24 protein-coding genes and 7 pseudogenes are annotated in these 25768 nt (G+C 67.3%); 18 read left to right on the top strand and 13 right to left on the bottom strand.

The genetic code is table 11. The features are described from left to right. Positions 1-34 precede the first annotated feature (34 nt). Both QFZ74_RS14300 and QFZ74_RS14305 read left to right on the top strand, forming a co-directional pair. Positions 35-511: pseudogene (locus QFZ74_RS14300) on the top strand (leucine zipper domain-containing protein); the annotation flags it as partial. Positions 512-516: 5 nt separating this feature from the next. Beyond that, positions 517-947 (top strand): annotated as a pseudogene (locus QFZ74_RS14305) (RNA-guided endonuclease InsQ/TnpB family protein); the annotation flags it as partial. A 75-nt stretch (positions 948-1022) separates the two neighbouring features. Here the strand turns inward: QFZ74_RS14305 and QFZ74_RS14310 are convergent. The 5 genes from QFZ74_RS14310 to QFZ74_RS14330 all read right to left on the bottom strand — a co-directional run bounded on the left by QFZ74_RS14310 (position 1023) and on the right by QFZ74_RS14330 (position 4864). After that, positions 1023-2357 carry a glycosyltransferase gene (locus QFZ74_RS14310; protein ID WP_307621207.1) on the bottom strand — a complete coding sequence of 445 codons (1335 nt, stop codon included), beginning with the start codon at positions 2355-2357 and terminating at the stop codon, positions 1023-1025. A gap of 43 nt (positions 2358-2400) precedes the next feature. Next, complete coding sequence (locus tag QFZ74_RS14315) at positions 2401-2640, bottom strand: hypothetical protein (RefSeq protein WP_307621208.1); 240 nt, start codon at positions 2638-2640, stop codon at positions 2401-2403. Positions 2641-3208: 568 nt separating this feature from the next. Continuing rightward, entirely contained in the window at positions 3209-3472 is a 264-nt protein-coding gene (locus QFZ74_RS14320) for a hypothetical protein (protein WP_307621209.1), read from the bottom strand. A gap of 173 nt (positions 3473-3645) precedes the next feature. Continuing rightward, the gene (locus tag QFZ74_RS14325) at positions 3646-4119 is read right to left on the bottom strand and encodes an NUDIX domain-containing protein (protein ID WP_307621210.1); all 474 of its coding nucleotides are present in this window, start codon (positions 4117-4119) and stop codon (positions 3646-3648) included. 4 nt (positions 4120-4123) lie between these two features. Continuing rightward, positions 4124-4864, bottom strand: coding sequence for a helix-turn-helix domain-containing protein (locus QFZ74_RS14330; protein WP_307621211.1), 741 nt, complete (start codon positions 4862-4864; stop codon positions 4124-4126). 175 nt (positions 4865-5039) lie between these two features. On the opposite strand from QFZ74_RS14330, the gene QFZ74_RS14335 reads away from it, so the two are divergent. Beyond that, positions 5040-5402 carry a hypothetical protein gene (locus tag QFZ74_RS14335; RefSeq protein WP_307621212.1) on the top strand — a complete coding sequence of 121 codons (363 nt, stop codon included), beginning with the start codon at positions 5040-5042 and terminating at the stop codon, positions 5400-5402. Positions 5403-5794: 392 nt separating this feature from the next. Continuing rightward, positions 5795-6235 carry a hypothetical protein gene (locus QFZ74_RS14340; RefSeq protein ID WP_307621213.1) on the top strand — a complete coding sequence of 147 codons (441 nt, stop codon included), beginning with the start codon at positions 5795-5797 and terminating at the stop codon, positions 6233-6235. Positions 6236-6414: 179 nt separating this feature from the next. Here the strand turns inward: QFZ74_RS14340 and QFZ74_RS14345 are convergent, their stop codons facing one another. Beyond that, the gene (locus QFZ74_RS14345; RefSeq protein ID WP_307621214.1) at positions 6415-6960 is read right to left on the bottom strand and encodes a GIY-YIG nuclease family protein; all 546 of its coding nucleotides are present in this window, start codon (positions 6958-6960) and stop codon (positions 6415-6417) included. A gap of 817 nt (positions 6961-7777) precedes the next feature. On the opposite strand from QFZ74_RS14345, the gene QFZ74_RS14350 reads away from it, so the two are divergent. Together QFZ74_RS14350 and QFZ74_RS14355 are read left to right on the top strand one after the other, a co-directional pair. Continuing rightward, a complete protein-coding gene (locus tag QFZ74_RS14350) occupies positions 7778-8233 on the top strand; it encodes a hypothetical protein (RefSeq protein WP_307621215.1) in 456 nt (151 codons plus the stop codon). 823 nt (positions 8234-9056) lie between these two features. Further along, positions 9057-10010, top strand: coding sequence for a hypothetical protein (locus QFZ74_RS14355; protein ID WP_307621216.1), 954 nt, complete (start codon positions 9057-9059; stop codon positions 10008-10010). A 338-nt stretch (positions 10011-10348) separates the two neighbouring features. On the opposite strand, the gene QFZ74_RS14360 is transcribed toward QFZ74_RS14355, so the two are convergent. Further along, positions 10349-10696 (bottom strand): hypothetical protein, encoded by a 348-nt coding sequence (locus tag QFZ74_RS14360; RefSeq protein ID WP_307621217.1) that lies wholly within the window; start codon positions 10694-10696, stop codon positions 10349-10351. 94 nt (positions 10697-10790) lie between these two features. On the opposite strand from QFZ74_RS14360, the gene QFZ74_RS14365 reads away from it, so the two are divergent. Next, a complete protein-coding gene (locus QFZ74_RS14365; protein ID WP_307621218.1) occupies positions 10791-11540 on the top strand; it encodes a transposase family protein in 750 nt (249 codons plus the stop codon). Between the two features lie 61 nt (positions 11541-11601). Here the strand turns inward: QFZ74_RS14365 and QFZ74_RS14370 are convergent. Beyond that, a pseudogene (locus QFZ74_RS14370) lies at positions 11602-11814 on the bottom strand (ATP-binding protein); the annotation flags it as partial. Positions 11815-11816: 2 nt separating this feature from the next. Here QFZ74_RS14370 and QFZ74_RS14375 point away from each other — a divergent pair. The 5 genes and pseudogenes from QFZ74_RS14375 to QFZ74_RS14400 all read left to right on the top strand — a co-directional run. After that, a pseudogene (locus QFZ74_RS14375) lies at positions 11817-12356 on the top strand (site-specific integrase); the annotation flags it as partial. A 250-nt stretch (positions 12357-12606) separates the two neighbouring features. Continuing rightward, positions 12607-13225 (top strand): annotated as a pseudogene (locus QFZ74_RS14380) (RNA polymerase sigma factor). After that, positions 13218-14192 carry a CU044_5270 family protein gene (locus QFZ74_RS14385; protein ID WP_307621219.1) on the top strand — a complete coding sequence of 325 codons (975 nt, stop codon included), beginning with the start codon at positions 13218-13220 and terminating at the stop codon, positions 14190-14192. The pseudogene QFZ74_RS14380 and the gene QFZ74_RS14385 overlap by 8 nt, the downstream one beginning before the upstream one ends. A gap of 37 nt (positions 14193-14229) precedes the next feature. Next, positions 14230-14969: pseudogene (locus tag QFZ74_RS14390) on the top strand (IS5 family transposase); the annotation flags it as partial. Between the two features lie 864 nt (positions 14970-15833). After that, complete coding sequence (locus QFZ74_RS14400; RefSeq protein WP_307621220.1) at positions 15834-16118, top strand: hypothetical protein; 285 nt, start codon at positions 15834-15836, stop codon at positions 16116-16118. Between the two features lie 186 nt (positions 16119-16304). On the opposite strand, the gene QFZ74_RS14405 is transcribed toward QFZ74_RS14400, so the two are convergent. Both QFZ74_RS14405 and QFZ74_RS14410 read right to left on the bottom strand, forming a co-directional pair. Next, positions 16305-16745 (bottom strand): hypothetical protein, encoded by a 441-nt coding sequence (locus QFZ74_RS14405; RefSeq protein WP_307624151.1) that lies wholly within the window; start codon positions 16743-16745, stop codon positions 16305-16307. 86 nt (positions 16746-16831) lie between these two features. After that, positions 16832-17257 carry an ATP-binding protein gene (locus QFZ74_RS14410; protein WP_307621221.1) on the bottom strand — a complete coding sequence of 142 codons (426 nt, stop codon included), beginning with the start codon at positions 17255-17257 and terminating at the stop codon, positions 16832-16834. 201 nt (positions 17258-17458) lie between these two features. Here QFZ74_RS14410 and QFZ74_RS14415 point away from each other — a divergent pair, with 201 nt between their 5' ends. The 4 genes and pseudogenes from QFZ74_RS14415 (at position 17459) to QFZ74_RS14430 (ending at position 19960) form a co-directional block, all read left to right on the top strand. Beyond that, complete coding sequence (locus QFZ74_RS14415; RefSeq protein ID WP_307621222.1) at positions 17459-17773, top strand: putative quinol monooxygenase; 315 nt, start codon at positions 17459-17461, stop codon at positions 17771-17773. Continuing rightward, positions 17763-18992, top strand: coding sequence for a helix-turn-helix domain-containing protein (locus tag QFZ74_RS14420; protein ID WP_307621223.1), 1230 nt, complete (start codon positions 17763-17765; stop codon positions 18990-18992). The genes QFZ74_RS14415 and QFZ74_RS14420 overlap by 11 nt, the downstream gene beginning before the upstream one ends. A 32-nt stretch (positions 18993-19024) precedes the next feature. Then, positions 19025-19166 (top strand): annotated as a pseudogene (locus tag QFZ74_RS14425) (ribosomal protein L7/L12); the annotation flags it as partial. A gap of 329 nt (positions 19167-19495) precedes the next feature. Next, positions 19496-19960: a hypothetical protein gene (locus tag QFZ74_RS14430; protein WP_307621224.1), complete on the top strand. Its 465-nt coding sequence runs from the start codon at positions 19496-19498 to the stop codon at positions 19958-19960. A 456-nt stretch (positions 19961-20416) separates the two neighbouring features. Here QFZ74_RS14430 and QFZ74_RS14435 read toward each other — a convergent pair whose 3' ends face one another. After that, on the bottom strand, positions 20417-21178 hold the full coding sequence (locus tag QFZ74_RS14435; RefSeq protein WP_307621225.1) for a phosphoglyceromutase: 762 nt from the start codon (positions 21176-21178) through the stop codon (positions 20417-20419). A gap of 194 nt (positions 21179-21372) precedes the next feature. Between QFZ74_RS14435 and QFZ74_RS14440 the strand changes: the two genes are divergently transcribed. Beyond that, positions 21373-22650: an MFS transporter gene (locus tag QFZ74_RS14440; protein WP_307621226.1), complete on the top strand. Its 1278-nt coding sequence runs from the start codon at positions 21373-21375 to the stop codon at positions 22648-22650. 37 nt (positions 22651-22687) lie between these two features. On the opposite strand, the gene QFZ74_RS14445 is transcribed toward QFZ74_RS14440, so the two are convergent. Both QFZ74_RS14445 and mshA read right to left on the bottom strand, forming a co-directional pair. Then, positions 22688-23203 carry a YbjN domain-containing protein gene (locus QFZ74_RS14445; protein WP_307621227.1) on the bottom strand — a complete coding sequence of 172 codons (516 nt, stop codon included), beginning with the start codon at positions 23201-23203 and terminating at the stop codon, positions 22688-22690. Then, the gene (mshA, locus tag QFZ74_RS14450; RefSeq protein WP_307621228.1) at positions 23196-24542 is read right to left on the bottom strand and encodes a D-inositol-3-phosphate glycosyltransferase; all 1347 of its coding nucleotides are present in this window, start codon (positions 24540-24542) and stop codon (positions 23196-23198) included. Before mshA ends, QFZ74_RS14445 begins: the two co-directional genes overlap by 8 nt. A 283-nt stretch (positions 24543-24825) precedes the next feature. Between mshA and QFZ74_RS14455 the strand changes: the two genes are divergently transcribed. Then, positions 24826-25611, top strand: a complete 786-nt coding sequence (locus QFZ74_RS14455) for a class I SAM-dependent methyltransferase (protein ID WP_307621229.1) — start codon at positions 24826-24828, stop codon at positions 25609-25611. Positions 25612-25768 lie beyond the last annotated feature (157 nt).

The raw sequence follows: 25768 nt of genomic DNA on the forward strand, positions 1-25768 counted from the left end.
GAGCTGTCTAGGACTGCACCGCACGGAGGTCTTCGTGTCCCACCGTAATGCCCGGCTGACCGTTCACGGCAGACGGCTTCTCGTTGAACGTGTCCGCGTAGGTCGCCCCGTTGCGCATGTCGCGGCGGAGATGGGCATCTCGCGGGCCACGGCTCACAAGTGGGTCCGCCGCTGGCGGACTGAGGGCGAGTCGGGCCTGCACGACCGTTCCAGCAGGCCGCGGACGACACCCCACCGCACGCCCGCGATGGTGGAGGCCCACGTGTGCCAACTGCGTCAGGCCCGCAAGCTCGGCCCGGCCCGCATCGGCCCCGCCCTGGGCATGCCCGCCTCGACCGTGCACCGCATCCTGGGCCGCCAGGCAGGCCGTGCCCGACGCAGCAGCATGGGCTTCGACTACGTCCACTCCGCCGTCGACGACCACAGCCGCCTCGCCTACAGCGAGATCCACCCGGACGAGAAAGCCGACACCTGCGCAGGCTTCCTCCGCCGAGCCGCAGCCTTCTTCGCCACCTGCAGCTCCGCGCAAAAGCCACGCGCCGCGCCCTTGACTGGCAGCACCAGACCACCACCAACCTTGCCCGCACCTACGGCACCGTGGTGGTCGAAGCACTCACCATCACGAACATGGTCAAGTCCGCCAAGGGCACCGTCGAAGAGCCAGGGGCGAACGTCAAGCAGAAGGCCGGTCTCAACCGCTCCATCAGCCAGGAGGCATGGGGGCGCACGGTCGCGATGCTGGCGTACAAACTGGAACGGCTCGGCGGTGTCCTGGTCAAAGTCCCAGCCCCCGGGCACCTCCCGGCGCTGCTCGGCATGCGGCCTCACCACGCCGGACAGCCGGGAAGACCAGGCCACGTTCGTATGCAAGAACCACCGGCTGCGGCTTCCAGGCGAACGCCGACTGGAACGCCGCCCGGAACATCTTGCACCTGTACCGGATCGGCACTGACGCACTTCTCGTCCCGCTGAGTCCGGACATAGCTCCGCCCCAGGAGGGGCGGGTCCCGGGGCGGAGAGCTTCAGCGCGGCGAGGAGACCGGATTCCTGTACTGCTGGATCATCAGGGTCGACTCATCAAGAGCATCGAACGTCTTGACGTGCATCGGCTCGCTGACGGCGGCCGCGTTCTCGGCAGGCCCAGCCTGGTGGCCCCGGGTACCCCAGTCATTCTCCCCCTCTTTGGCCTTCTGCCGGACCTTGGTGATGGACCAGTACTTCGCCGGATAGACGATGAAGAACATCATCAGCGCGTAGAGCGGGACCAGCAGCGGCGCCGTCGCGCGCTCCCACGTCTTGAGCCCGGGACGCAGTGCCGCGTAGAACAGCAGCTCCGCCAGAAGGAAGACGGACGCCGTGGCGAAGAGCTGAGGCACTACTGCCCACGTGTCGCTGCGCCAGATGGTGACCCCGACGCCGATGTACAGGATGGGCAGAAGGACCTCGGTACAGATCTCGATGACCCGCGTCACGAGCGGCCCGCCGTCGAGGTTGATCAGCTCCCAGGGGATGAACCGCCAGCCGGACTTCCCCCAGCGCCTGCGCTGCTTGTAGGCACTCGTGATCGTGGACGGCATGTCCGTGATCACGTATGCACCGGGAACGGAAACCACCTTGCCGCGCATGAGCGCGTAGTCGCACAGCTGACGGTCGTCGCCGTCGGTGCCACCGGACAAGTAGTGGTCCAGATTGTCCATGATCACCGGCGTTCGGTACAGAGAGAGGGCCCCGGAGGTAGGGTTGACGACCCCGATCGCAGATCGCAGGCCCCGGCTGAGATAGCAGAAGATGAAGAGGTTCACGTCTGCCAGCCGGGCCAGAATGGACTCGCTGCGGTTGCGGACCAGCACGATGCCGGTGCAGGCCATGACCCGGCGCTTATTCATCTCCCGGAGCATCAGCCACAGCGCGTCCGGCTCCAGCTCCGAGTCGGAGTCGACAGTGAGGATGTACTCGAACTCCTGCCGCATGCCGACCGCCGCACACAACGCGGTGACCTGAGCGGCCCGCTTGCCGCCGTTCTTCTGCCGGTGCCAGGTGACCAAGGGGTGAGAGAACCCCCGGAGCGGCGTCTGAGACCCGTCATCGACAACGTGGATGTAGTCGGGCCTCCGCTTCTGGTTGAGAAGCGAGTGGACGGTCGCATGGACGGCCTCGTCCGTCTCGTTGAACGAGGGGATGACCGCGAGGACTCGGCCCTTCACCGCCCGCCGAAAGCGAGAGCGCACAGGGAAGGCAGCGAGGGCCATGTAGGCCAGCACGGCCAGGGTCAGAAGGACGTAGTAGACGCCGAGGAAGAGCCCCGAGACGTCCTTGAAGGAGCGGGCGGAAGCGGCCCAGTAGGCCACTCCCGCCATCACCACCACGGTCGCCGCGCTCTGCACCAACCGCCGAAGCGCCCTAGTCGGCATACGACTCGCCCTGAGCCCCAGCGTTCCGGCCCACAGATGCGCCCCCGTTCCCCACAGCGAGGTTGTAGTGGCCGGGGCTGTACCGCTTGGCCCGGTTGGCCGCACGGTAGATCCAGAGGCCCACCACCAGCAGGAGAACCACTCCGGCAGCAAGCATGCTGAGCGAGAACTGGTAGCCCAGGAAAGTCAGGCCGACGCCGGTGGCAGCAAGAGTGCCCTTTCCGTACATGATCAATCCCTCCCCTATGCAGCTCGACGGCTGCTCAGTACGGTTTCGCGGGAACGAGCCTCAAATGACCAACTCGCCCCGGGTTGCGCCTTGGTGGGACACGCTCCCCCAGTGAAGAAAATGTGAAAATCTCTGGCAGGCGCGCTCATCATATGGGGGATTCACCCCCTGGCGCATGCTGTCGCTACATCTGCGAACTACCGCAAGGACTGAAGGAATTCGTCCGTATGCGGAGGCGCTTGTGAGCAGCAGGATCGAGCGCGGCGCGCGCCTGGAGCACCGGGCCCTGGGCGTGCAGCGTCTCGCAGTGCGCTCCGAGGACTACTGGGACTACAAGCCGAGCAGCGAGTCCAGACCATCGACGGCTTCACCAGCGCGGTCAAACATGTCGAGGACGGCCCCTTCCCCGGCTCCGTAGAGTACGAGGTCGTCCTAAACAGTCGGCCGATACACCGCCTCCCAGCTCCGCCCGGCGCCCATCACCACTGCGGCCATGGAGCAGATGGCGGCCGCCGACTACCCCGAGCTGGCCCAGATTCTCGTCGAGCGGCCCGACCAGGCCCTGTTGTCACGTCACGGCTGCCAAGGACGACAACCCCTTCGCCGACGACAGCGACGACGACTCCGACGAAGACTCCTCGGACGACGACAGCGGCGACGCACCGCCGTGGGCAAAGAAGGCCCCCGCGCTGTTCTCCGACCTGCTGGTGACGGCCGCGACCGAACCCGACTTCCGCTTCCACGTCACGGCCGCCTGGCGCGACGTCGTGGCGAGGCCAAGCGGATCCGCGCCGAGGGCCGCCTGCGCGTCACCCCTCGGCTCCGACGGCATGTGGTCGGCTCATGCCACCGAGGCTTGTCCATATGTGGGCGGGCGTCGGCATAGCCCGGGCGGAGCGGGCCGAAGGCAGGAGCGGCGCCCCGAGCGGAGCCGTGAAGCCGGCCCGGTGTTGGCGCTTCCCGTGTTCCTGAGCCAATCGCCGCCGCCAGTAGGCGTGCCCAGTGTCAGCCGAGGTACGGCGCTTCCCGGTCCCCCAAAGCATGCTGCAGCCGGAGCCGTTGAGTGTGGTGCATGGGCAGCTTCTCCAGCTCGCTCGGGTCGACCCAGCGCAGCTCTGTCGACTCGTCCGAGATGGTGAGTTCGCCGCCGGTCACGCGGGCGCGGAAGCACACGTTGAACTGGCGGCGCACTTCGCCGTCGCTGTAGGCGATCACATGGCGTGGGTCCGTGTACGTCCCGACCAGCCCGGTGATCTCGACGTCCAGGCCGGTCTCCTCCTTCACTTCGCGTACCGCCGTGCCGGGCAGGGAATCGGTCATCTCCATGCAACCACCCGGCAGCGCCCACAGATCGTTGTCCCGGCGGCGCTGGAGCAGAATGCGGCCCTCGTCATCGATGACGACCGCCGAGGCCGCGACCACCAGCGAGTTCGGTGTCGGCGCTGCGGGGTCGTCGTAGTACTCGGTGCGGCGGGACATGTGCCTATTTCTCCACTGGTCGGGCCGTGTTCCACACGGCATCAATGCTGGCGGCATAGGTGTCGAACATGCCGCCGTCCTCCGCACGCCGCAGGTGCCATACCGGCGTCCCATAGGCGTTCACACCCAACACGTGTCCGTTCACGAGCATTTGGTCGTCCGCTCGGTAGATCGAGTTGTACAGCGTCGTCGCGTGCGTACGGACCTCGATGCCCGGGACGGTGAGCAGCGACCGGTAGTGCATCAATGCGAGGCGGCACCGTGACTCAATGCCATGCCCGAACCGCTCTTCCCCGCCGCGCTGCCGTACAGCCGCACTGTCGGCGTCCCCGACCGCGATACGGATCGCGCACCCGGCGGCCGCTCGCTCCTCGAGCAGCGCGTTGAGCCGCGGGTAGCCCTCGTGCAGGAACAGCCCGGCGTACACAAGGATGTCGAGCCGCTCGCGTGCCTGCGCGAACAGCTCGGCGTAGGCAGCTACGGGCAGGTCGGCGCGGTGCGGGTAGAGGGCGACCAGCTCGGGGCTGATGGCACGGGCCTTCCGCGGCTGCCACAGCGCCGGCCACAGGACGTGGACGTCCTCGCCGAGCAGCTCGGCCGCGCGCAGGGCGGTCACCTGCCGCGGCACCCGGTCCTTGTTCACCCACCGCTCCACGCTCTTCGGATCGATGCCGACCTTCCGTGCCAGCGTCTCGTGGGTCCAGCCCCCGGCGGCCATAACTGCTCGCAGGCGCTCGTTCGGCATCACGACTCCTCCCCGTCCGTCCAAGCGCGGTAGGGACGTTCTACCCCCTACAGGACGTCCTGAAGTGGAAGTTGGGCGAGGTTCCTACGTCCTGGTCGCGCAGAGGACGATCGCCACACGTAAATGCCTTGGCGGTCGAGGCACGGCCCCGGGGACGCGACCAGTTGGAGCCGAGATGCCCGAGACCACGCAGCCCGCGGCCGCCTCGACGGCACCCACCGACGATGTGGACGTACGCAAGCTTCTGCCGCTCCCCGCGATCAACGGCCTGTCCCAGCAGCAAGTCCGCGGCATGACCTGCGTGTGGGACGGCATCGCCCTCACCGGGGCCACCGCCATCGACCTCGGTCCCCGCCGTCTGAGGTGGTGCGGCCATGTGATCCAGTGGTTCCCTCGCGGCTGCCGACCGTGCGTCCTGCCGCGAGCCATGGAGAAGCTGCACCTGCACACCCAGTCGTGCGAGCAGTGCGTCTACGACTTCACCCAGTGCGCCACCGGCCGCGGTCTGGTCCGGCTCATCCGGGAGACCCGCCGATGACCGTCTGTGCGCTCCGCGACAAGCCTGTCAACGGCAAACCGGTCGAGTGGGCGCACATCTGCCCGTCGGGCCCGGGCATTACGGTGTACGTCTTCCCGACACCATGCAGGCCTGAGCAGCCGACGGCCCAAGTGCAGCAGCCAGCCCCCTGTCGGCGGCGAAACCCGCAGGCAGGGGGCTGGCTCAGTACGGCTTACTTCTTGCCCTGGTTCTTGTCGGGGATCTTGGTGAGCTGGGTTTTTGCTGGTCAGGCGCGGTGGGCTCGTGCGCCTGGTGGTCGTCGTTGGTCGTCTTTGACCACTGTCGAGCGCCCTCGGACGGTCCAGAGGCGGCCCAGAAAGGGGCTCCTGGGCTACCCTCACCTGCGGCACTCGGACTATCGGGGGGACCAATTGGCCGGGCTCATACCTTGGATCGCGCCAACATTCGCGCTCGCCGGCGTGGCGGTCGGGGCCTTCCTCAATCCCTGGGGAACTCGTCGCCAGTCCTGGCAGACCGCACGTCGTGAGGCCTTCGATCGAGCCATTTCTGCTACCAAGGCAGCAGACTTTGCCCGGCACTACCCGCGGCACGTCGACCCAGGTGAACTGGGTCCCGATCGGCAACGGGCAGACGACTTCAATGCACAACTCGCCATCCGAGGGTTCGAGCGACTGGCAGAGGCCATGCACGAGATGCGCCAGCAACTAGCGGCCCTTGAGCCCTACTTCGAGCCCGAGTGGGACGACAACCAGTGGCCGATCACGGACGAAACCGCAGCGTCGCTCCTGGCCCAGCTGAAGCGCGAGCGACAGCGTGTCCCTCTGCGCATAAGGCAAACCACTACCCGGTGAGATGCCTACCTGCGTACTGAGGTTCAAGCCGCGCTGACCCCCGCTTTAGGAGTTCGATCACCCTGCGGAGCGGCGTGCCCAAATGGGGCTCGGTGGTGGCTAGTCGATCCGGCTGCGGCCGCTTCGGTGCGCCATCGTTCGCCGCCGTTGATGTCAGCTGGAGATGTCAACCCGCCGGCCTACGCGCTGATGGGCAACTCCCGTGCCCGCTGGCGGGCTTCGGCCCTCAGGCCCTTGAGGCGGCCGTGGAATGCGTTGTGGCGGTTCTGGTCCAGGTTCAGCGGCAGGTCGAGTTGAGAGATGAGCTCCGACTCCAGCGCCCACGGCTCGCCATGCTCGATCCAGCACACTCGCGCGTTCTCTGCCATCCACTGACTGAGGGTGGCTTCCCCGGCCTTGCCGAAGGTCATGCGCTTGCCGCTGCCCACGCGGCGAAGTTCAAGCCCGAGCAGGCAGCCGAGTGTGAGCCGCAGCGTCGATCCGGCCGCGTTGCCTCGGTAGTGGTACCGCACGCGCTTCCGCAGGTTCTGCGTGCTGGTCTTGTTCGCCATGTATCGCGGGGCTATACCGACGTAGAGCAGACGTCCGACGTCCAGGTCCTGGTGGGGTGCCTGCTTGAAGTGCCACCCGTAGACCCCCGCCACGGCTGGAACGGGGCTCGGGCGCATCAAGACCTGCTGCGCCGACCACAGTCGGTCGGGACTGGTGAGAGCAGTAGCTTCCACGAAGCCTCCAGGTGCACCACGGCTGACAGCCAAAGGCTACTGGCTGATGACAGGGCATGTTCGACCTCTCGGCTGCCACAGACCCTCAGCTTGGGAAGCTGCGTGCATTTGGGGCTGGCTCCTGCTCTGACCTGGGTGAACGCCTCGAACGGAGCCTTGTCGGTGCCACTTGCCTTCACCGTGGTTCCCCGCTGTTCCCTGCTCGATCTGGTGCGACGGTGAGCGGAGCGCTGTCGAGTGCCGCTCCGAAGTGCACGCACGCCTTCACCCGCCGAGCGGCGCGCGCGTCCTCGGCGTCGAGTGAGACAACAACCAACTCTTGTGCATCACACCGGGCTCCGACACCTGACATGTCCGCGTGCGGTCAGCACTGCTGGTACCTGGGTGGCGCCAGAGATGAATGGGCATGATGTCCCCCTAGCAACAGGGCGCTACTGATGGGCAGCGCAGCTCTGCGCTGTGTCAAGGGGGATGCATGTCCGAACCGTTCTTCGGGGGGTCTAGCCGAGCGGAACGAGAGGCGGCCCCTCGTGCAGCGCCCGGACCCGCTCGTGGTGTATCCGATCGGGAGGCTTTACGGCGAGCCGGGGCTGTTCTGGGTTGGCGAGGACTCGTTGTGCCTCGCCGATCTGTGACACTACGTGTCGACGTTGATTTCCCTAGCTTTGGCGATCATTTCTCAGGCGTCCTAGAGATAAGCGGCTCGGATGGTCGCCTATCGCATGCAGAAGCGAAGAAGATTCAACATGCGAGGACCGCAGCTGGCCGTCTCCCGGTCCCTAGGGAATCGGCCACCTCTGTTCAGAATAGAGTTCGTGTGTTTAAGAGCACGAGCGAAGCGATCGACTTCTTCATCTCGCTGACTTCAGACCTGCACGGCAGCCTTTCGTCAGACCGTGAGCGCCAACTCGTTGGCCTGCTGTATAGCAGCGAAGCCTTGGTGCCGAGCTTCAACTCCCCGCCCTCGGTATGGGTGCCCTTGAGAAATGCTGCGGAACAAGCCTCCGCAATCGGTATTGGGGTCACATGGGGTGGTGGTAATATTCCAGCGCTACTTGGAGCCTATATTGGGGGACTTTTTCTCGTTAAGTTTGTTACCCCAATAGTTTCCGAAGCTGGTAATGCGACAGCTGCCGGAGTTGGAACGAAAATCCGATCAGCCTTTGGTGTCGCTCCGCCACTATCTCCGCAGACACCAGCCGAGGAAAACGCGGATGATCCGGCGTCGCCACCTGAGACGCCAGCGGGTGGAGCGCAGGAAGGCTCAAGTTGACAGTGGTGGGCCGCAACCTCGGTGCCCAACTCGCACGTGAGGTCGAGTGACCTACGGCGAGGCAGTCCGGAGCCGTCGTTGTACCCGTGGCCAGTCCCCGCTGTTCCCCGTGGTTCCTCGCACGATCTGGCTCGCGAATGGCACGAGCCGCTCGCTCCGAAGAATCCTGGGCGGAAGCTGAGCCCTGGAGGTCTGAACCTCAGCCGACGACAGTCAGCCACGATGGCGGATCCGTCGTCCAACCAGGCGCGCGTGTGCCTCGCCGCACCCCACCGGCCTCAGCCACGCTATCCAGGTTTGTCGTCGGCCAGAGCAACCCGCGACGGCCGGCCCGCGACAATGGCGGACCCCTCAGCTTGGAAAGCTCGGGTTTCTCGGCGGTGGATGCTGCGCCGACCTGCGGCGGAGTGGCATTGGAGTCCTGGTCGCACCAGGGCAAGTTCCCGCTGTTCCCCGTGGTTCCCCGCCGGATCTGGCAACGCGAATGGCACGGCCCCTTCGCCTCGAACGTCCCTTGGCAGAGCTGGGCCCGGGGTCTCTGAGCCTCAGCCGACGACAGCCAGCCAGCCACGATGGCGGGTGCGCCGACCGACCACGCACGCGTGTGCCTCGACGCACCCCTACCAGCCTCAGCCACGCTGCCATGTCGTCGACCAGAGCAAGCCGCGCCAACGGAAGCGCTAAGAGTCATGCCTGCTCCGCGCCATGTCATGGGCTCGTACGCCGCGTGCCGACAGCGAGGCCCTTATCGGATCCCCAGTCGGGACGAACGATTTTCGGGAACTCATTCCATTGAGCACCGGGCGCATGCTATCCCTATGGGATGGCCGACTATCAACTAGCCCACCCTCTCTACCTCGACGTCCAGATGATGGTCAGTTTTCTTGCCTATTTGGAAGGCGGCGTATACGTCACCAGCGAAGAGACTCTCCAAAGAGAGAAGAGCAGGGACAATAAGGTCGGCGGCTCCGGAAAGATGAAGCTACCTTCATTGGGGGCCCTCCTTGGGCTTGAAGCGTCATTGAACGCCGAAATTGGAGGGCACACCGGAGAGACCGCAGAGACTCGGGTCGCACGACACCACACTGCCGCAAGTCTATTTAACGGTTTGTATGGATTCCTGCAAGAGGATGGTGCGATAAAACTCCTGGAAACTCGCGAGGAGCTTGCGGGCGTGAAGCCCGGAGAATTCGTAAAGCTGTCGGGTCGTTACAGCGGGAATCCGCTTGAGGAAACGCTCGCAATGATGAGCCAGATCATGGCTTACATGGAGGAGATGTCCCAGGGTGTCGCAGGGGCTCGAACTCAACGCTCAGCGAACCGCCGCTCAGGCAACCCTCAGACCCGCGAGCAGGCCGCGCAGGCGGAGCCACACCCGCTTGCCGAGATCGTTGAGCAGTTTAACCAGTTTGACCAAAGCATCGAATTCAGAATTCTCAAAAAAATGAAAGAGGAGCTGGAATCGTCCCCGATCCATGATGTCGTTCTCGAAACCTCGGCGGGCGTGAAAGCTGTCCTGACAGTCGCTTCCGAATACTACGACAGCACTGTCGCCGAAAAGCTCAGCTCGGGCGATTTTATCGTCCTCGGAAAGGTTACCCGAGTGCTTCGCGAGGGCGAATCCATCAACCTGACTCGCCGAACCGTAATGGGCAAGATGGGGGAGGATAATTTTGCGAGCTCAGTGACAAGCATTCCGGGGTTTTCTACGGAATCCAATGACCCAGTCGTCCATCACCCAGCGGTACAGATTTTGCCCATGGCCATCTTCGTCTGAGGGTGCCGCCTGGGTCGGCGGAGCTGCTTTGGCGCGAGTGCTCATGGCCTCGTAAGCTTGCGGCGCGTCGGGCAATCTGTGGACCTGCCCGGTAAAGCACGACGTTGGGGCCATGATCTTCGAGGCTCGCGCCAAAGTGGCTGCGTAAAGCCGTGGAGCTAACCGCCCCAGCCGCGACGTACCCCTTCTCTGACGTCAGCGGCTCATTGCTCAGTGCGCGGCACGGGCGCCGGCCGGGCTGGAGCGGGGCGGAGACAGGAGCGCAGGCCCGGCCGGGGGGCCGGGCCGCGCGCGGTGAGCGGAGCGAGCCGCCTTGACCCCGTAGAGAAAGTTGTAACTCAGTCGGACGCGTGGGGCGTGAATTCCTGTGTGCACGCTGGGAGTTCGATGCCCTGTCGGTGGGTGAGTGGCAGGAAGAGCACTGGTCGGATCGTCCAGGTGATGCGGGTGCTGGCCTGGGTGACTGACACCGTGCAGGGCTGGGTGTGTAGGAGGGCTCTCCTGGTCTCGATGCGGCCGCTGTAGAGCCAGTCCCATGCCTCGTCGGAAGCGTTGGGGTCGAGTGCCGGTGAGATGGTGCGGAGTGCGACCGCGACCCATCGGTCCGCCTGCGGTGCCGAGTATGCGTCGAAGGATGCCCGGAGTACCGGCCGCTTCCCCTCAGTGAGCCTCTTCGAGTTGGCCACCGATCGGGTGATGGGCCGTGTAGCGCAACGAGCGAGGCCCCCGGGCTGTTGATCGAGATGTCTGACGTCTCAATCACGTTGCTCGGGGGCCTCGTTGGTCATCCATGCTGCCGCACTCGACCTGCCGCATGCACTCGTGGAGTGGGTCACCATGCTGATCATCACCCGTGAGGGCGACCGGCGCTGCAAGCTTCGTCCGTCCCAGCGCGCGATGGTGGCACTGGTGTACCTGCGCGAGCACACCACTCTTGCGAAGATCGCCGCCGGGTTCGGGATCAGCGAGTCCACCGCCCACGCCTACACCAGCGCGGTCATCGACCTGCTCGCCGAACGTGCACCAGGCCTCCTGAAGACGCTGCGCGAGCACGAACCCGAGTTCGTCCTGCTTGACGGCACCCTCGCCGAGTGCGACCGGGTCGGCGACGGCCGGGCCGACTACTCCCACAAACACCGGCGCCACGGCGTGAACGTGCAGGTCGTCACCGACCCCGGCGGCCAGTTGCTGTGGCTCTCGCCCGCCCTGCCGGGCCGCACCCATGACCTGACTGCCGCCCGCACCCACCGGATCATCCGGATCTGCGAACGCCAAGGCGTTCCCATCCTGGCCGATCTCGCCTACCAGGGCGCCGGCCCATGGCTGACCACCGGCATCAAACGCAGGCCCCTGCAGGAACTCACCCCCACCGAAAAGTCCCGCAACCAGGCACTGGCCGCAGCGCGAGCGTCCGTCGAACGCGGCGTCGCGAGGCTGAAGTCCTGGCGGATCTTCCGCAGGTCCCGGTGCAGCCCCAACCGCATGACGTCAATCGCCAAGGCCATCCTCACGCTGGAGCGGCAACGCTGAAGAAGCTCAGTGAGGTCTTCGGTCCAGCACTCGCACCAGTAGCCGCGCTGTGGCTTGTCCGTCAGCATCGGTGGCCTCCCGGGCGGGTGGCCGTGAAGGGTTCCGCGGTGACCGTGTGGCCGCCGTCGCTGTTGTGGACCACGATCCGGTGGGCGATCGCGCTGACCATGCCCAGGCCTCGGCCGTGCTCGGCCTCCTGGTCCTGGCGCTCGACCTTGGGAGTTGCGCCGGTGCCTCCGTCGTCGGTGACCGACAGTGCGATGACCTGCGGCGAGAAAAGACCGCTGGTACAGGACCGAGACCGGCCCGGACGGCAAGTCCCGCAAGGTCAAGACCGAGCGCTACGGCACGGGGATGCGCTACCGCGCCCGCTATGTCGGCCCGGACGGGACCGAGAAGTCGAAGAGCTTCCCTGACCGGCAGAAGCGGCTCGCTGAGCAGTGGCTGGCGCACATCGAGGCGGATATGACGCGCGGGCAGTACATCGACCCGCGAGCGGCCCGGATCACCTTCCAGCAGTACGCCGAGAACTGGGTGACTCACGCACCGGACCCGAACACTCAGGCTTCGATGGAATCGCAGCTCCGGCTGCACGCCTTCCCCTACCTGGGCTCACGTCCGCTCGGCTCCTTCCAGCCTGCTCACATCCGTGACTGGGTGCGGCAGCTCCAGCAGAACGGCGTCCAGGGCTCGTACGCTCCAATGATCTACTCCAACGTTCGTGCCGCCCTGAGTGCAGCCGTGGATGACGGGCATCTCCCGCGCAACCCGTGTGCGGCTCGCTCGGTCCGGCCGCCCACGATTGATCACGAGCGTTGTTGACACTCGCTGGGCTTGATCATGGCGAAGACCTCCGGTGTGGTGGAGCTGTCTAGGACTGCACCGCACGGAGGTCTTCGTGTCCCACCGTAATGCCCGGCTGACCGTTCACGGCAGACGGCTTCTCGTTGAACGTGTCTTAGGGATCAGCAGCCAGGGGCCCCGAGGGAACTCGCCGGGGGCGACGGGCGAAGGAGAGATGAAAGCCCAAGCCTTCGAAGCTTTCCCCACGACGAGAGGAGCCCCGATGACCGTCGAGCCAGGCATCCGCACGGGGGCGGAGAGAGATGCCTCGGTAATTGCGCGGTCCCGGGATGAACCCGAGGAGTTCGCCGTGCTCTTCGACCGGCACGCGGATGCGGTACACCGCTATCTGGCCCGTAGGCTCGGCGGCGAACCGGCCGACGACCTCATGGCGGAGACCTTCACCACTGCTTTCCAGCAGCGGCACCGGTACGACCCCGCGCGGGCCACGGGCGACGACGCCCGGCCCTGGCTGCTCGGCATAGCGACCAACCTGGTCAGCCGGCACCGTCGGGCCGAGGCCCGCCGGTTCAAGGCCCTGGCCCGCATCCCGGCTCCCGCCAACCTCGAGGGAGCCGCTGGCCGACAGGGCTGCGGCCCGGGTAGGGGCACAGGCCGTGCGCCGCGAGCTGGCGGCGGCACTGGCCGCACTGCCCGCGCGGCACCGGGACGTGCTGCTGCTGGTGGCGTGGGGCGGTCTCGGCTACGAGGAGGTGGCCCAGGCCCTCGGTGTCCCTATCGGCACGGTCAGATCACGGCTGCATAGGGCTCGCAGCAAGCTACGCGAAGCGTTGGGCGGGTCCGATCCGACGACACTGCGAGAGGTATCCGGTCATGACTGACGAACTCGAACTCCTGCGGGACTGGAACGCGGACGCGTCCCCGCTCACCGAACCGGCCCGAGCGCAGGCCCGCCACCGACTGCTCAACACGATTACGCGCACGGAGCGACACCCCGATGCCGCACCCAGCCGCCGCCACGCGCTGCGCCTCGCGACAGCCGCCGTGGTCACTATGGCGGTTACGGGCGCGGCGGTACTGATCACCGAGGACGGCGCCGACGAGGGCGGCCGCACCGACCGCGCGGGCACGAACGCTCCGCAGATGCGCAACGCCGCCGCCGTGACGGTGCTGAACGGAGCGGCAGCGCGGGCGAGTAAGCACGAGAAGCCCGTGGCGCCGCGCGACGACCAGTTCATCTACTCGAAGCGGATCATCAAGGAGACGGAGCGGAAGACCGGCGCGGTCAAGACCTATGTGGACGTGAACTGGGACTCGGTGGACGGCTCCAAGCGATCTTTGACCATGGAGCTCGGCCGGGTGATCTGGGAGGAGCCCATGGGGAAGAACGAGGGCGTGTGGCCGCCTCGGGAGTGGAGCAAGCTGAAGAAGCTGCCCACCGACCCGGAGAAGCTCATCCAGGGCATCATCGGCGTCGGCACGTCCGACAAGTCGATCGACGCCTTCACCGCGTGGGACTGGTACGAGGCCTACTTCATGCTCGGCGAGCTCCTGAAGTGGCCGGTGCTGCCCGAGGGACTGCGCCCCGCTGCGTACGAGGCGCTGGCCCTGGTGCCCGGGGTCAAGGCGACCCCGGGGATGAAAGACTCCGCCGGGCGCACCGGGGTGGGGATCTCCTACCCTAAGCGCGCGTCCGAGAAGGGCAAATACCTCATCTTCGACCCAGAGTCGTATGAATTCCTGGGCTTCCGCGCCGAGCGGACTTCGCGTTCCGGGAAGAAGACGTACATCCAGCTGTCGCACATGGCGGACTGGGCGATCGTCGACCGCTTGAAGCAGCGCCCCTAGGCAGTTTCGTTTGGATTGGTCGGTCTTTGGTCCGGGTGTGCCGCTAACAGATGCGCAGTGGGCGCGGATCGAGCCGTTGCTCCCGGACCGGACGCCGAAACGTGGTGGTCGGTGGCGGGACCATCGTCAGGTGATCGATGCAATCGCCTTCAAGTTCCAGACCGGAACGCAGTAGGTCCATCTGCCGGAGCGGTACGGCAACTGGCGAGGTGTCTATAACCGGCTGCGGATGTGGGCCGTCGACAGCACCTGGGAGCGGGTTTTCACCGCGCTGATGGCTCAGGCCGACGCCGACGAGGACCTCGACTGGGCGGTCTCGGTGGATTCCACGATCGTGCGTGCCCACCAGCACGCGGCCGGGGCCCGCAAAATGGGGCCCCGGCCGGCGACGAGCCGGCCGACCATGCCGTCGGCCGGTCCCGTGGCGGACTGACCACGAAGATCCACCTCGCCGCGGACGGTCGCTGCCGTCCGTTGGCACTCGTTCTCACCGCCGGGCAGGCCGGCGATGCTCCGGCATTCTCAGACGCCATTTCCCGTCTGCGCGTTCCCCGTCGCCGCGGTCGGCCCCGCACCAGGCCGGACGTGGTCTTGGCCGACAAGGCGGATTCCTCCCGCGCGATCCGTGACCACCTGCGCAGACGCGGCATCCGCGCAGTGATTCCCGTCCCGGCGGACCAGCGCGGCCACAGGCTGCGTCGAGGCAGCCAGGGCGGCAGGCCGCCCGCCTTCGACCGTGAGATTTACAAGCAGCGCAACACCGTCGAACGGTGCATGTGCGCCACGAGGCGCCTTGTTGTATCCCCGGCTCAGCCGGGAGGAATTGGAGGGATATTCCTGGGCCTGATGGCTCACCTGGATCCGAAAGGTGATGGGGACCAGAGCATGCCAGAGAATCAGCGACCGGGCTCAGTTGCCAGGGACGGTGCGCTGAGGGGCCCGCGTGATAAGGCGAAAGCTGGATTGCCTGAACCCCAATCTCCAGTCGATGAAAGTTCGCATCCATCGGAAAGGCTACTGAAACCGATGCCATGTCCTGTGACGGCTTTGATGCATGGCCGACACACCTTCCGAGACATGGGGCGATGTCCAGTGAGGACATTGAAGGAGATGAGTGGGGCGCCTACGTCACGCTATGACGTACGACAAGTACGAACGTGGGATCGCCTACGGGGTGCGAACCCTAAGGTGACGGAGTGCCCGTAGTAGTCGTAGGAGTAACGAACTACCAAGGAGAGCGGGAAAGCCGCTCGCAGGGCGAAGGGGCACAGGTGAAGAAACGGCGCAAGACTCTGGTTGTCTGCATCGGTTGCCATGACACGATCCACTCAGGAAAGCCAACCAGCAGCGTCACGAAATAGGTCACTGGAGAGCCCGTTACGGGGAAACTCGTACGGCGGGTTCGGAGGGGGGCCGCGGGAAAAAGGGCTTGCACATGGCAAGCATCTCGTCGCGCGGCCTACCCAACCAACCGCCTCAAGCAATGGCGCGGCATCGCCACCCGCTACGAGAAGACAGCCACGATCTACCTGGCCGGACTCCATGTCGCGGGCATCTTCCTCTGGTCCGCTCGGTGATCCGAACGAAAGCCCCTAGCCTCCGCTGGCACTCGAACCGTGATACTCGACCGGGGAGGGTCTTATGGGGTCCATGGTGCGCACGTTCCACATCGGCACGATGAGTCTGGGGGTGGGGGCCGCTCTGGCACTGGGCATGGCACCGGCCCCGGCGGTGGCCGAGTCACCGCGCCCCGCGGCCACCGGTGTCGCTCAGGCGCCGGCCGAGGCGGCCCCCGCCCCTACGGGGCTTACCTACACGTACGACACGACCACCCAGACCGTCACGGTCACCTGGGACCCCAAGGCCCCGACGGACACGATCACGCACAACTACCGCCTGGGCAACTGCGGCCCCACGCCGCAGTAGCCGTGCTTCGTCGCCCCCGACGTCATTCTGGGTAACGCCTTCTCCTTCAAGGTGATCCCCGGCGCGGCCCCCAGGTACCTCAAGGTCTACGCGGAGACCGCCACCCACCAACTGACCAGCTCTCAGGTGCTGGTGGTGACCCTCTGAGGGGCAAGGGCAGGCCCGGCTGGGGGGCCGGGCCACCCGCTATGACCGGATCGAGGCGTCTTGATTCCGTGAAGAGAGTCGTAACTCAGCCCGACGCCGCGCCCGCGGCTTGAAATCGTATGCGCACGCAGGGAGTTCCGAACCCTGCCGATGAGCCAGTGGCAGGAAGAGCGCCGCGCGGATCGTCCAAGTGATGCGCGTGCCGGCATGGGTCACGGAGACCGTGCAGGTCTCAGAGCGCAGGAGCGCGCGTCTGGTCTCGATGCGGCCGTTGTACAGCCAGGCCCATGCCTCGTTCGAGGCGTCGGAATCGAGGGCTGGGGAGATCGTGCTGAGCGTGACCGCCACCCAGCGGTCCGCCTGGGGCGCCGAGTAGGCATCGAAAGACGCACGCAGCCTCGGCCACTCCCCCTCGGTGAGATCTTCCGTCCAGCATTCGCACCAATAGCCGCGGCGTGGCCGGCACTCGTCCGTGGTCAGACCCGACGTGTCCCTCCATCCAACGTCGTTGTAACCAGTGTTCTGAGCCTGGGTATCGTCCACCTGGTGGGCGTCTTGCTCGGCGTTCAAGCACACGATGTCGACTCCCGGCGGTTTACCTGGACCCGAAGTTCGGCGGTTACGGTGCGGCCGGAGTCGTCGCCGTGAACCGTGACGCTGTCAGCGAGGGCAGTGACCATGGCGAGGCCGCGTCCATGGGTGGCGTTGAGGGGTGGATGTTGGACCTCGGGAGCGGTCTTCGTGCGTCCGGAGTCCGTCACCGCGATCGTGATGGCTAGGTCAGAGACGATGAGGGCGATGTGGAAGGCGCCGGCGTGGTCACCACTGACCGTGTGCCTGAGTGCGTTGGTGCCGAGTTCGGTCACGATCAGCGCGGCATCTTCGGAGTGGGGGTGACCGTCCAGCGCGGCGTGGATCCAGTCGCGCGCTGTACGAAGCTCTCTGGGATCCCCCGGAAAAGTACGTCGGTGTGCGGGCATGGCGTCCTCCATGGCCGTGACCTGTGATTCTCGATATCAGCCGCAACAGACGGCTGACACGCGCCCCCCAGGGCCGTACTTTTAGTACTGGCACCGTACCGAATATGCGCACACCCGGAGTGCGAGTCCGTACTTTTGGTACGAGTGCGAGACGTCATAGCGTGCGTCGTGTGCTCTGGTGCTGGCCTGGATGTCCACGGAGAGAGGACCCTCGTGTTCGGACTGTTTGTACGTTTCACGTGCAAGGACGAAACAGCCGCAGCCGCGTTCGACGAGCTGGTGGCCCGGACTGGCGAGCAGATCCACGCGAACGAACCCGGGACGGTGGTCTACGCCGTGCACCGCGTTGACGGCCGTCCGCTGGAGCGCGTGTTCTACGAGCTCTACCGGGACGAAGTGGCCTTCGAAGAGCACGAGTCCAAGGACTATGTTTGTGCCTTTCTTTCCGACAGGGAGCAGTACCTCGCTGCCACGGAGGTCGACCGCTTGGGCTTCGTGTCCGGCAAGGGGGTGAGCCTTGAGCACTGAGTACCAGAAGGCACTCGGCCGGAAGATCGCCTTCAACCGCAAGCGCCGGGGGCTCTCGCAGAAGGAGTTCGCCGGCCTGCTGGAACGCTCGGAAGCATGGGTGTCCCAAGTGGAGCGGGGCGTACGGCGTATCGACCGGATGACCGTGCTGGAGAAGGTCGCCGACGTCCTGAGCATGCCGATCGCCGAGTTGGCGGCCGAGGCACCTCTCGTTGCGTCGGCGGCCCAGGGCGAACCGCCGGGTGCGAGCCGACTGCGGTTGGTACTCAGCGCCGCGCACTCGCTCAAGGCGGTACTCGGTCCGCAGGACGCTTCCCCCGATGTGCCGGGGCTCCGTAGTGAGGTCGACCGCGCGTGGTCGCTTACCCATCAGGGCGACTACGCGGACTTGGCGGAGTTGCTCGAAGGGCTGATTCCTCGGCTGGAGGCAGCCACACGATCGGTTCCTGGGCCCGACCGACCCGAGCTGTTCCGGCTGCTGGCGGCCACGTACCACACGTGCAGCAGCGCCCTCGCGAACATGGGGGAGCTCGACTCGGCCTGGGTCGCCGCCGACCGCGCGGTGGTCGCTGCCGAACGCGCGAATGACCCACTGCTGATGGCGGCCGGTGAGTTCCGGCTGTCGCTGGTCTTCCTCGGCGCACGCCACTTCGAGCAGGCGGCTCAGGTGTCGGGGAGCACGGCTGAGGCGCTGCGGCCTCTGGCGGACTCCGGGCAGGTCGAGGCGGTAGCACTGCATGGAGCTCTGACATTGCAACGGGCGATCGCTGCCGCCCGGTTGAACAAGGCTGATGAGGCGTACGACCACCTTCGCGAGGCTCGCACGGCGGCCGCACAGGTCGGCGAGGGACGTAACGACTACAACACCGAGTTCGGACCGACCAACGTCGACTTGCACGAGGTGTCCGTCGCCGTCGATCTGGGTGACGCCGGAGTCGCTCTGCGGGCTGCGCAGGCCGTTGACGCGTCGGGACTGTCCGCGGAACGGCAGACACGATTCCAGGTCGATGTGGCCAGAGCCCATGCCCAACGGCGGCAGACCTACGACGCGGTCGCAGCACTGCTGAGGGCGCAGGAGTTGTCGGCCGATCTGCTGCGATCCCTGCCGATGGTGAAACAGCTCACCGCAGACCTGCTCACCATGAGCCAGGCACCGTCTCAAGAACTGCGTGACCTGGCAGAGGAGCTGGGCGTCTACGGAACATGGACTGGCAGCTGAGGCTCCAAAGGCGCTTGCAAGTGGGGAGCGCCATGGCAGATGAGTACGTCTTGCTGGTGGGCGACGACGTGCCGCACGACGTGGTGCTCACCAAATCCCGGCAGCCGCGTCCTGGACGCCGCTCAGGTCGTACGTCGGCTGACGGGGCTGAGTCTCTGGCGCCGCAAGCGTCTGCCGGCGCACAGCCGGAACCGGACCTCCGCACGCCCTGACGAGCAACCTCACCCAACTCTGGTGTGCAGCAACACGTTTCGCGTTCCTCTAGGCAGGTGGAGCAGTGGAGCAGATACTCGTCAGCCTCGTCGCCGATCGTCGGCGCACTGCTGGGCGCCGCGCTCGGTTACGTCTTGTGATCCGTGCCCCGTGAGCCGCGTGGATCGGCTACTCAGGAAGCGTCCCGGCGTCAGTCACGTCGGCCGCGCTCTAAAAGGGCGGACTCTGTGAAAGCAGGCACTACTCGGAAACCACAGCGTGGTAGCTGAGCCCTGCCTACGCTGCTGGTCATGCAATGGACGGCGATTGTGGCAACCGCGTTTGGTGCGGTCATCGGCGTTGTAAGCACGCTGACGGTAGACCGTGTCCGTTGGGGGCGTGAGTTGTCCGAGCGGGACAGAGATGCCATGCGAACCTCCTACGCGCTGTACGTAGAGGCACTGACCCAGGCACACGATGACATCACCCAGGTCAGTCGTGATCCGGGTCCTTCAGCCGCCGAGCGGGCGGAGTCGGTACGGACCGTGATCGGGAGGCATGGCGTGTACGCCAAGCAGCACCAACTCGAGCTCACATCCCCGATGATCGTTGTCCGACTCGCCCTCAAGGCTGCACACGAGCTGGCGGGCTATCGAGACAGCGTCATCAGTGGTTACACCCGAGCAGATGCTGAATGCACAGCGGCACGGGCAGCCTACCGAGAGGCCAGATACAGCCTGATCGACGCCATGCGCTCAAGCTTGGAGCGCCGGTAACAGCGGTGATGACCATGCCGTGACAGGCACGGTCTCTCCTGAGTGCGCGACGACGGCAGGCAGAATGATCAGGTCACTGGAGGCGAACGCTATGTTGTGTCACGGCAGCGCACCTAGCGGAGCGCCCATGGCGGGCTGAACGACATAGCAGCAGCATGCTCCCACTCGGCCGATCTCCCGAATGGTCCGCTCACGCGCCCGCATCCGTGACGGCGACGGTACGGCGACCCCCCGGCACGGGAATGCCGAAGCGGGTGAGGAGGGTTGGGGTGTCGCGTCGGACACGCTCCACGTGGTCCAGCAACTCAAGCTGAGCCGGAGCAAGGCCGTGGCCGCCGTCTTCGACACGGTCGGTCGGGGGCCGTCCCGCACCTGACGGCCCAAGAGGCGGCCCATCACAGCGACAAGGCCTCTACCTGCGACGAGTGCGCAGGTAGAGGCCTTAATCCTTCAGCGTTACTTCTTCTTGCCCTGGTTCTTGACCGCCTCGATCGCCGCCGCGGCCGCCTCCGGGTCGAGGTACTTGCCGCCGGGGGTGACCGGCTTGAAGTCGGCGTCGAGTTCGTAGCAGAGCGGGATGCCCGTGGGGATGTTGAGGCCCGCGATGTCCTCGTCGGAGATGCCGTCCAGGTGCTTGACCAGGGCGCGCAGGCTGTTGCCGTGGGCGGCGACCAGGACGGTGTGGCCGTCGAGGAGGTCCGGGACGATGCCGTCGTACCAGTACGGCAGCATGCGGTCGACGACGTCCTTCAGGCACTCCGTGCGCGGGCGCAGCTCCGGCGGGATGGAGGCGTAGCGCGCGTCGTCGGCCTGGGAGAACTCGGCGTCGTCCGGCAGCGGCGGGGGCGGGGTGTCGTACGAGCGGCGCCACAGCATGAACTGCTCCTCGCCGAACTCGGCGAGGGTCTGCGCCTTGTCCTTGCCCTGGAGGGCGCCGTAGTGGCGCTCGTTCAGGCGCCAGGAGCGGTGCACCGGGATCCAGTGGCGGTCGGCGGACTCCAGCGCGAGCTGCGCCGTGCGGATCGCGCGCTTCTGGAGGGAGGTGTGGACCACGTCGGGGAGCAGGCCGGCGTCCTTCAGCAGCTCACCGCCGCGGACCGCCTCCTTCTCGCCCTTCTCGGTGAGGTTGACGTCCACCCAGCCGGTGAACAGGTTCTTCGCGTTCCACTCGCTCTCGCCGTGGCGGAGGAGGATCAGCTTGTACGGTGCGTCGGCCATGCCTCAGAGCGTAATCCACCGCTTCGGACGGCCAACGGAGTGCCCGGCTCGCCGAAGCAGAAGCGCGTCTACGCGCCCGCCCCCAGCCCGACCCTTGACCGGTTCTGTTAATCGAGTAGCCCGGCGACCCCCAGCCCGCGTAAGTTGCGCTTAGCGCTTGAGCCGCTTACACAATTGCCTGATCTGGGGGAAGCATGCCCATCGTCGCCGTGAGACGCGCCGCCCGGGAAGCCGTGAGCGGGTTGCCCCGCGAGTTCTGGTGGCTGTGGACCAGCACCCTCGTCAACCGGCTCGGCGGCTTCGTCGCCACGTTCATGGCGCTCTACTTGACCCTGGACCGCGGGTACAGCGCGTCGTACGCCGGTCTCGTCGCCTCGCTGCACGGGCTCGGCGGGGTCGCCTCCTCCCTCGGCGGGGGCGTCATGGCCGACCGGCTCGGGCGGCGGCCCACGCTGCTCATCGCGCAGTCGGCCACCGCCGTCGCCGTGGCGCTGCTCGGGTTCGTGAGCCACCCCGTCGCCATCGCGGCCGTCGCCTTCCTCGTCGGCATGGCGTCCAACGCCTCCCGGCCGGCCGTACAGGCGATGATCGCCGACCTCGTCCGGCCCGAGGACCGGGTCCGCGCCTTCTCCCTCAACTACTGGGCGATCAACCTCGGCTTCGCCGTCTCCTCCATCGGCGCGGGCTTCATCGCGGAGGTCAGCTACCGCGCCGGCTTCCTCATCGAGGCCGGCATGACCGCGGCCTGCGCCCTCGTCGTCTTCGTCAAGCTGCCCGAGTCACGGCCGGTGCGGACCGCTCAGGAAGCCGCGTCGGAGACGAAGGACATCGGCCTCGGCACCGTGCTGCGCGACCGCCGGTACATGGCCGTCGTCGGACTGTCCTTCCTGGTCGCGCTCGTCTTCCAGCAGGGTGCGGTCGGTCTGCCGGTCGCGATGGGGACCGCCGGGTTCGCGCCCGCCGACTACGGCACCGCCATCGCCGTCAACGGCGTGATCATCGTCGCCCTCCAGATCCCGCTCACGCGCTTCATCGAGCACCGCGACCCGCGGCTGCTGCTCGTCCTGTCGTCCCTCCTCGCCGGGTACGGCTTCGGGCTCACCGCCTTCGCCGGGTCGGCCGGGACGTTCGCGCTGACGGTGTGCGTGTGGACGCTCGCGGAGATGGTCAACGCGCCGACGCAGACCCACCTCGTCGTGCGCCTCTCCCCCGTCCACGGGCGCGGCCGCTACCAGGGCGTGTACACGCTCTCCTGGTCCGTCGCCGCGCTGGTCGCCCCGCTGGTGTCCGGCGTCGTCATCGACCGGTTCGGCGCGGTGTGGCTGTGGGGGATGTGCGCGGTCGTCGGGACGGTGGCCGCGGCGGGGTACTGGGGGCTGATGCGCCGGCTTCCTGCCGTACGGCCCGCAGCCCCCTCTCCTGCTCACGCGGAAGCGGATGCCACGGCCGAACCCGAGGTCCGTACCGCCTGAGACGCGAGACCGACCCGGCGCACCGGCAGGGCGTACGTCAGTCCCCCACGCCCCGCGTCAGATGCGCGAACGCGTCGAGGTTCCGCGTCGGCTCACCCCGGGAGACGCGCCACGCGTACTCCTTGCGGATCGCGCTCGCGAAGCCCAGCTCCAGCAGCGTGTTGAAGGCGCCGTCCGCCGCCTCCAGGACCTGGCCGAGCACGCGGTCGATCTCGTCGGCGGTGACGGAGGCGAGGGACAGGCGGCCGGTGACGTAGATGTCGCCGAGCGGGTCGACGGCGTAACTGACGCCGTACAGCTTGAGGTTGCGCTCCAGCAGCCAGCGGTGGACGCCCGCCTCGTTCTCGTCGGGGTGACGGATCACGAAGGCGTTGAGCGAGAGGGAGTGGCGGCCGACGATCAGCGAGACGGTCGTCGACAGCTTGCGGGTGCCGGGCAGCTTCGCCACGTACGTACCGGGCCGCGGGCTCTCCCACTCCAGCTCGGCGTCCTTGAGCGCGTCCTCGACGACCTGCGCGGCGGCCTGCTGCGCCGCACTCATGGCATCACCCATGGGGGGAGCGTACGCGACGGCGGTGGGACTGGGTCGCGGCCGTGTACACGTCGGCGGTGGCCGCGGCCGAGGCGTCCCAGCCGAACGACTGCGCGTGCGCGGCGGCGGCCACGCCCATGCGCGCCGTCAGGGCCGCTCCGCCGTCGGCGTCCGCGAAACGGCGCAGTACGCGCGCGTAGTCCGCGGGTTCGTGGCCGGGGACCAGGAAGCCGGTCTCGCCGTCCCGTACGGCCACCGGAAGGCCGCCGACCGAGGCGGCGAGCACGGGCGTGCCGGCCGCCTGCGCCTCTATGGCGACCAGGCCGAAGGACTCGCTGTACGACGGCATGACCAGCACGGACGCGGCCCGGAACCAGTCGGCGAGCCGGTCCTGGCCGACGGGCGGGCAGAACCGTACGACGTCCGCGATGCCGAGCCGGGCGGCGAGCTTCTGGAGCCCCTCGGGCTTGGCGAGGCCGCTGCCGCTGGGGCCGCCGACGATGGGGACGAGGATGTTCGAGCGCAGCTCGGGGCGCTCGTCGAGGAGGACGGCCACGGCGCGGAGCAGCACGTCGGGCGCCTTGAGGGGCTGTATGCGGCCCGCGAAGAGCGGGATGAGGGCGTCCTGCGGGAGGCCGAGGCGGGCGCGGGCGGCGGCGCGGCCGTCGCCGGGGCGGAAGCGGTCGAGGTTCACGCCGGGGTGGACGACGGCGACCTTGGCGGGGTCGGCGGCGTAGTGCCGTACCAGCTCGTCGGCCTCCTCGGCGGTGTTCGCGACGAGGCGGTCGGCGGCGGCGACGATCTGGGTCTCGCCGATGACGCGGGCGGCGGGCTCGGGGGTGTCGCCGACGGCCAGGCTGGCGTTCTTGACCTTGGCCATGGTGTGCATGGCGTGCACCAGGGGGACGCCCCAGCGCTGGGCGGCGAGCCAGCCGACGTGGCCGGAGAGCCAGTAGTGGGAGTGGACCAGGTCGTAGTGGCCGGGGCGGTGGCCGGCCCAGGCCTGCATCACGCCGTGCGTGAAGGCGCACAGCTGGGCCGGGAGGTCCTCCTTGGCGAGGCCCTCGTAGGGACCGGCGTCGACGTGCCGGACGAGGACGCCGGGGGCCAGTTCGACGGTCGGCGGCAGGGCCCCGGCGGTCGAGCGGGTGAAGATCTCGACCTCGATGTTGATCGCGGCGAGGCGCTGCGCGAGCTCCACGATGTAGACGTTCATGCCGCCGGCGTCGCCGGTGCCGGGCTGGTGGAGCGGCGAGGTGTGCACGGAGAGCATGGCGACACGGCGCGGCCTGCGGTGCAGCCTGAGACGCGCAGGCGAGGCCGGGGAGCGACGCCCGAGCCTGCTCACGTACTGGCTCACGTGGCGTTCCTCCTCGCTGCGGGCCTGCCGGACGGAGGATGTGGGGTGCCCTCCACGGGGGTGCAACAGTGGAGGAAGCAGCTCCATTTCCTGATCATGGGCATTTACTCAATCATTACCCGTGATCGCTCAACCGTTCGGCACGGGTCTGCCCGCACCGGCGCGCCCCGCGCGTCCGCTTCGCCCCCTTACCCTCGTAACCATGACAGCCCGCGCAGCCGCTCTTCCCCACTCTCGGCTTCGCTCCCACTCTCGGCTTCGCTCGGGCGGGGGCACCCCCATCGTGGGAACGGTGACGCGCGGGACCACGAATCCGAACCGTCTGCGCCGTATGGACCGCTGGATCGCGGCCACGCACGGCGCCGAACTGCGTCGCGCCGGCGACCCCGTGGCCATCGACCTCGGCTACGGCGCCGCGCCCTGGACGGCCGTCGAACTCCTCGGCCGGCTCCGCACCGTCGCGCCCCGCGCGCGCGTGGTCGGCGTCGAGATCGAACCGGACCGGGTCGCCGCGGCGAAGCCCTACGAGCGCGACGGGCTCGAATTCCGGCACGGCGGCTTCGAGATACCCGTCGCCGGGCGGCCGCTGCTCATCCGGGCCGCCAACGTCCTGCGCCAGTACGACGAGGCCGAGGTCGCCGCCGTGTGGGAGCGGCTGCGCGCGCGGCTCGCCCCGGTGGGGCCGCACTCCCGCGGCGGGCTGCTGGTCGAGGGGACCTGCGACGAGATCGGGCGCCGGCACGTGTGGGTGGCGCTCGGCCCGGAGGGGCCGCGGACGGTCACCTTCGCCACCCGGCTCGGCTCGCTGGAGCGCCCGTCCGACCTGGCCGAACGCCTGCCCAAGGCGCTCATCCACCGCAACGTCCCGGGCGAGCCGGTACACGCCTTCCTCCGCGACTTCGACCGCGCCTGGGCCGCCGCCGCGCCCTACGCCTCCTACGGCGCCCGTCAGCGCTGGATCCGGACGGTACGGGACCTCACCGCCGACTGGCCGGTGACGGACTCGTCGGCGCGATGGCGGCAGGGGGAAGTGACGGTGGCGTGGGGGGCGTTGACGCCCCGGTACTGACGCCGGGCCGCCGCCGCGTATCGGCCCCGGCCTGCCTCTCCCGCAGATCACCCGTTCGTGGAGCGAGGCGGGGAACGATCACCGTGAGTCGTTCGTCACACAGGCGGAGGGATCGTCATGCGGGGAGGAGAAGAGGGGCAGTCAGGCATCAGCCGCC

Origin of the sequence: Streptomyces sp. V3I7 (assembly GCF_030817495.1) — a bacterium.
Classification (GTDB): Bacteria; Actinomycetota; Actinomycetes; order Streptomycetales; family Streptomycetaceae; genus Streptomyces.

Excerpts from the sequence above, each read along its gene's own strand:
- QFZ74_RS14400 (WP_307621220.1), top strand. The coding sequence starts at position 15,834 with ATGGGGTCCATGGTGCGCACGTTCCACATCGGCACGATGAGTCTGGGG.
- QFZ74_RS14435 (WP_307621225.1), bottom strand. The coding sequence starts at position 21,178 with ATGGCCGACGCACCGTACAAGCTGATCCTCCTCCGCCACGGCGAGAGC.
- QFZ74_RS14320 (WP_307621209.1), bottom strand. The coding sequence starts at position 3,472 with ATGCCGTCGGAGCCGAGGGGTGACGCGCAGGCGGCCCTCGGCGCGGAT.
- QFZ74_RS14330 (WP_307621211.1), bottom strand. The coding sequence starts at position 4,864 with ATGCCGAACGAGCGCCTGCGAGCAGTTATGGCCGCCGGGGGCTGGACC.
- QFZ74_RS14315 (WP_307621208.1), bottom strand. The coding sequence starts at position 2,640 with ATGTACGGAAAGGGCACTCTTGCTGCCACCGGCGTCGGCCTGACTTTC.
- QFZ74_RS14355 (WP_307621216.1), top strand. The coding sequence starts at position 9,057 with ATGGCCGACTATCAACTAGCCCACCCTCTCTACCTCGACGTCCAGATG.
- QFZ74_RS14445 (WP_307621227.1), bottom strand. The coding sequence starts at position 23,203 with ATGGGTGATGCCATGAGTGCGGCGCAGCAGGCCGCCGCGCAGGTCGTC.
- QFZ74_RS14430 (WP_307621224.1), top strand. The coding sequence starts at position 19,496 with ATGCAATGGACGGCGATTGTGGCAACCGCGTTTGGTGCGGTCATCGGC.
- QFZ74_RS14385 (WP_307621219.1), top strand. The coding sequence starts at position 13,218 with ATGACTGACGAACTCGAACTCCTGCGGGACTGGAACGCGGACGCGTCC.
- QFZ74_RS14335 (WP_307621212.1), top strand. The coding sequence starts at position 5,040 with ATGCCCGAGACCACGCAGCCCGCGGCCGCCTCGACGGCACCCACCGAC.
- QFZ74_RS14440 (WP_307621226.1), top strand. The coding sequence starts at position 21,373 with ATGCCCATCGTCGCCGTGAGACGCGCCGCCCGGGAAGCCGTGAGCGGG.
- QFZ74_RS14310 (WP_307621207.1), bottom strand. The coding sequence starts at position 2,357 with ATGGCGGGAGTGGCCTACTGGGCCGCTTCCGCCCGCTCCTTCAAGGAC.
- QFZ74_RS14410 (WP_307621221.1), bottom strand. The coding sequence starts at position 17,257 with ATGGAGGACGCCATGCCCGCACACCGACGTACTTTTCCGGGGGATCCC.
- QFZ74_RS14325 (WP_307621210.1), bottom strand. The coding sequence starts at position 4,119 with ATGTCCCGCCGCACCGAGTACTACGACGACCCCGCAGCGCCGACACCG.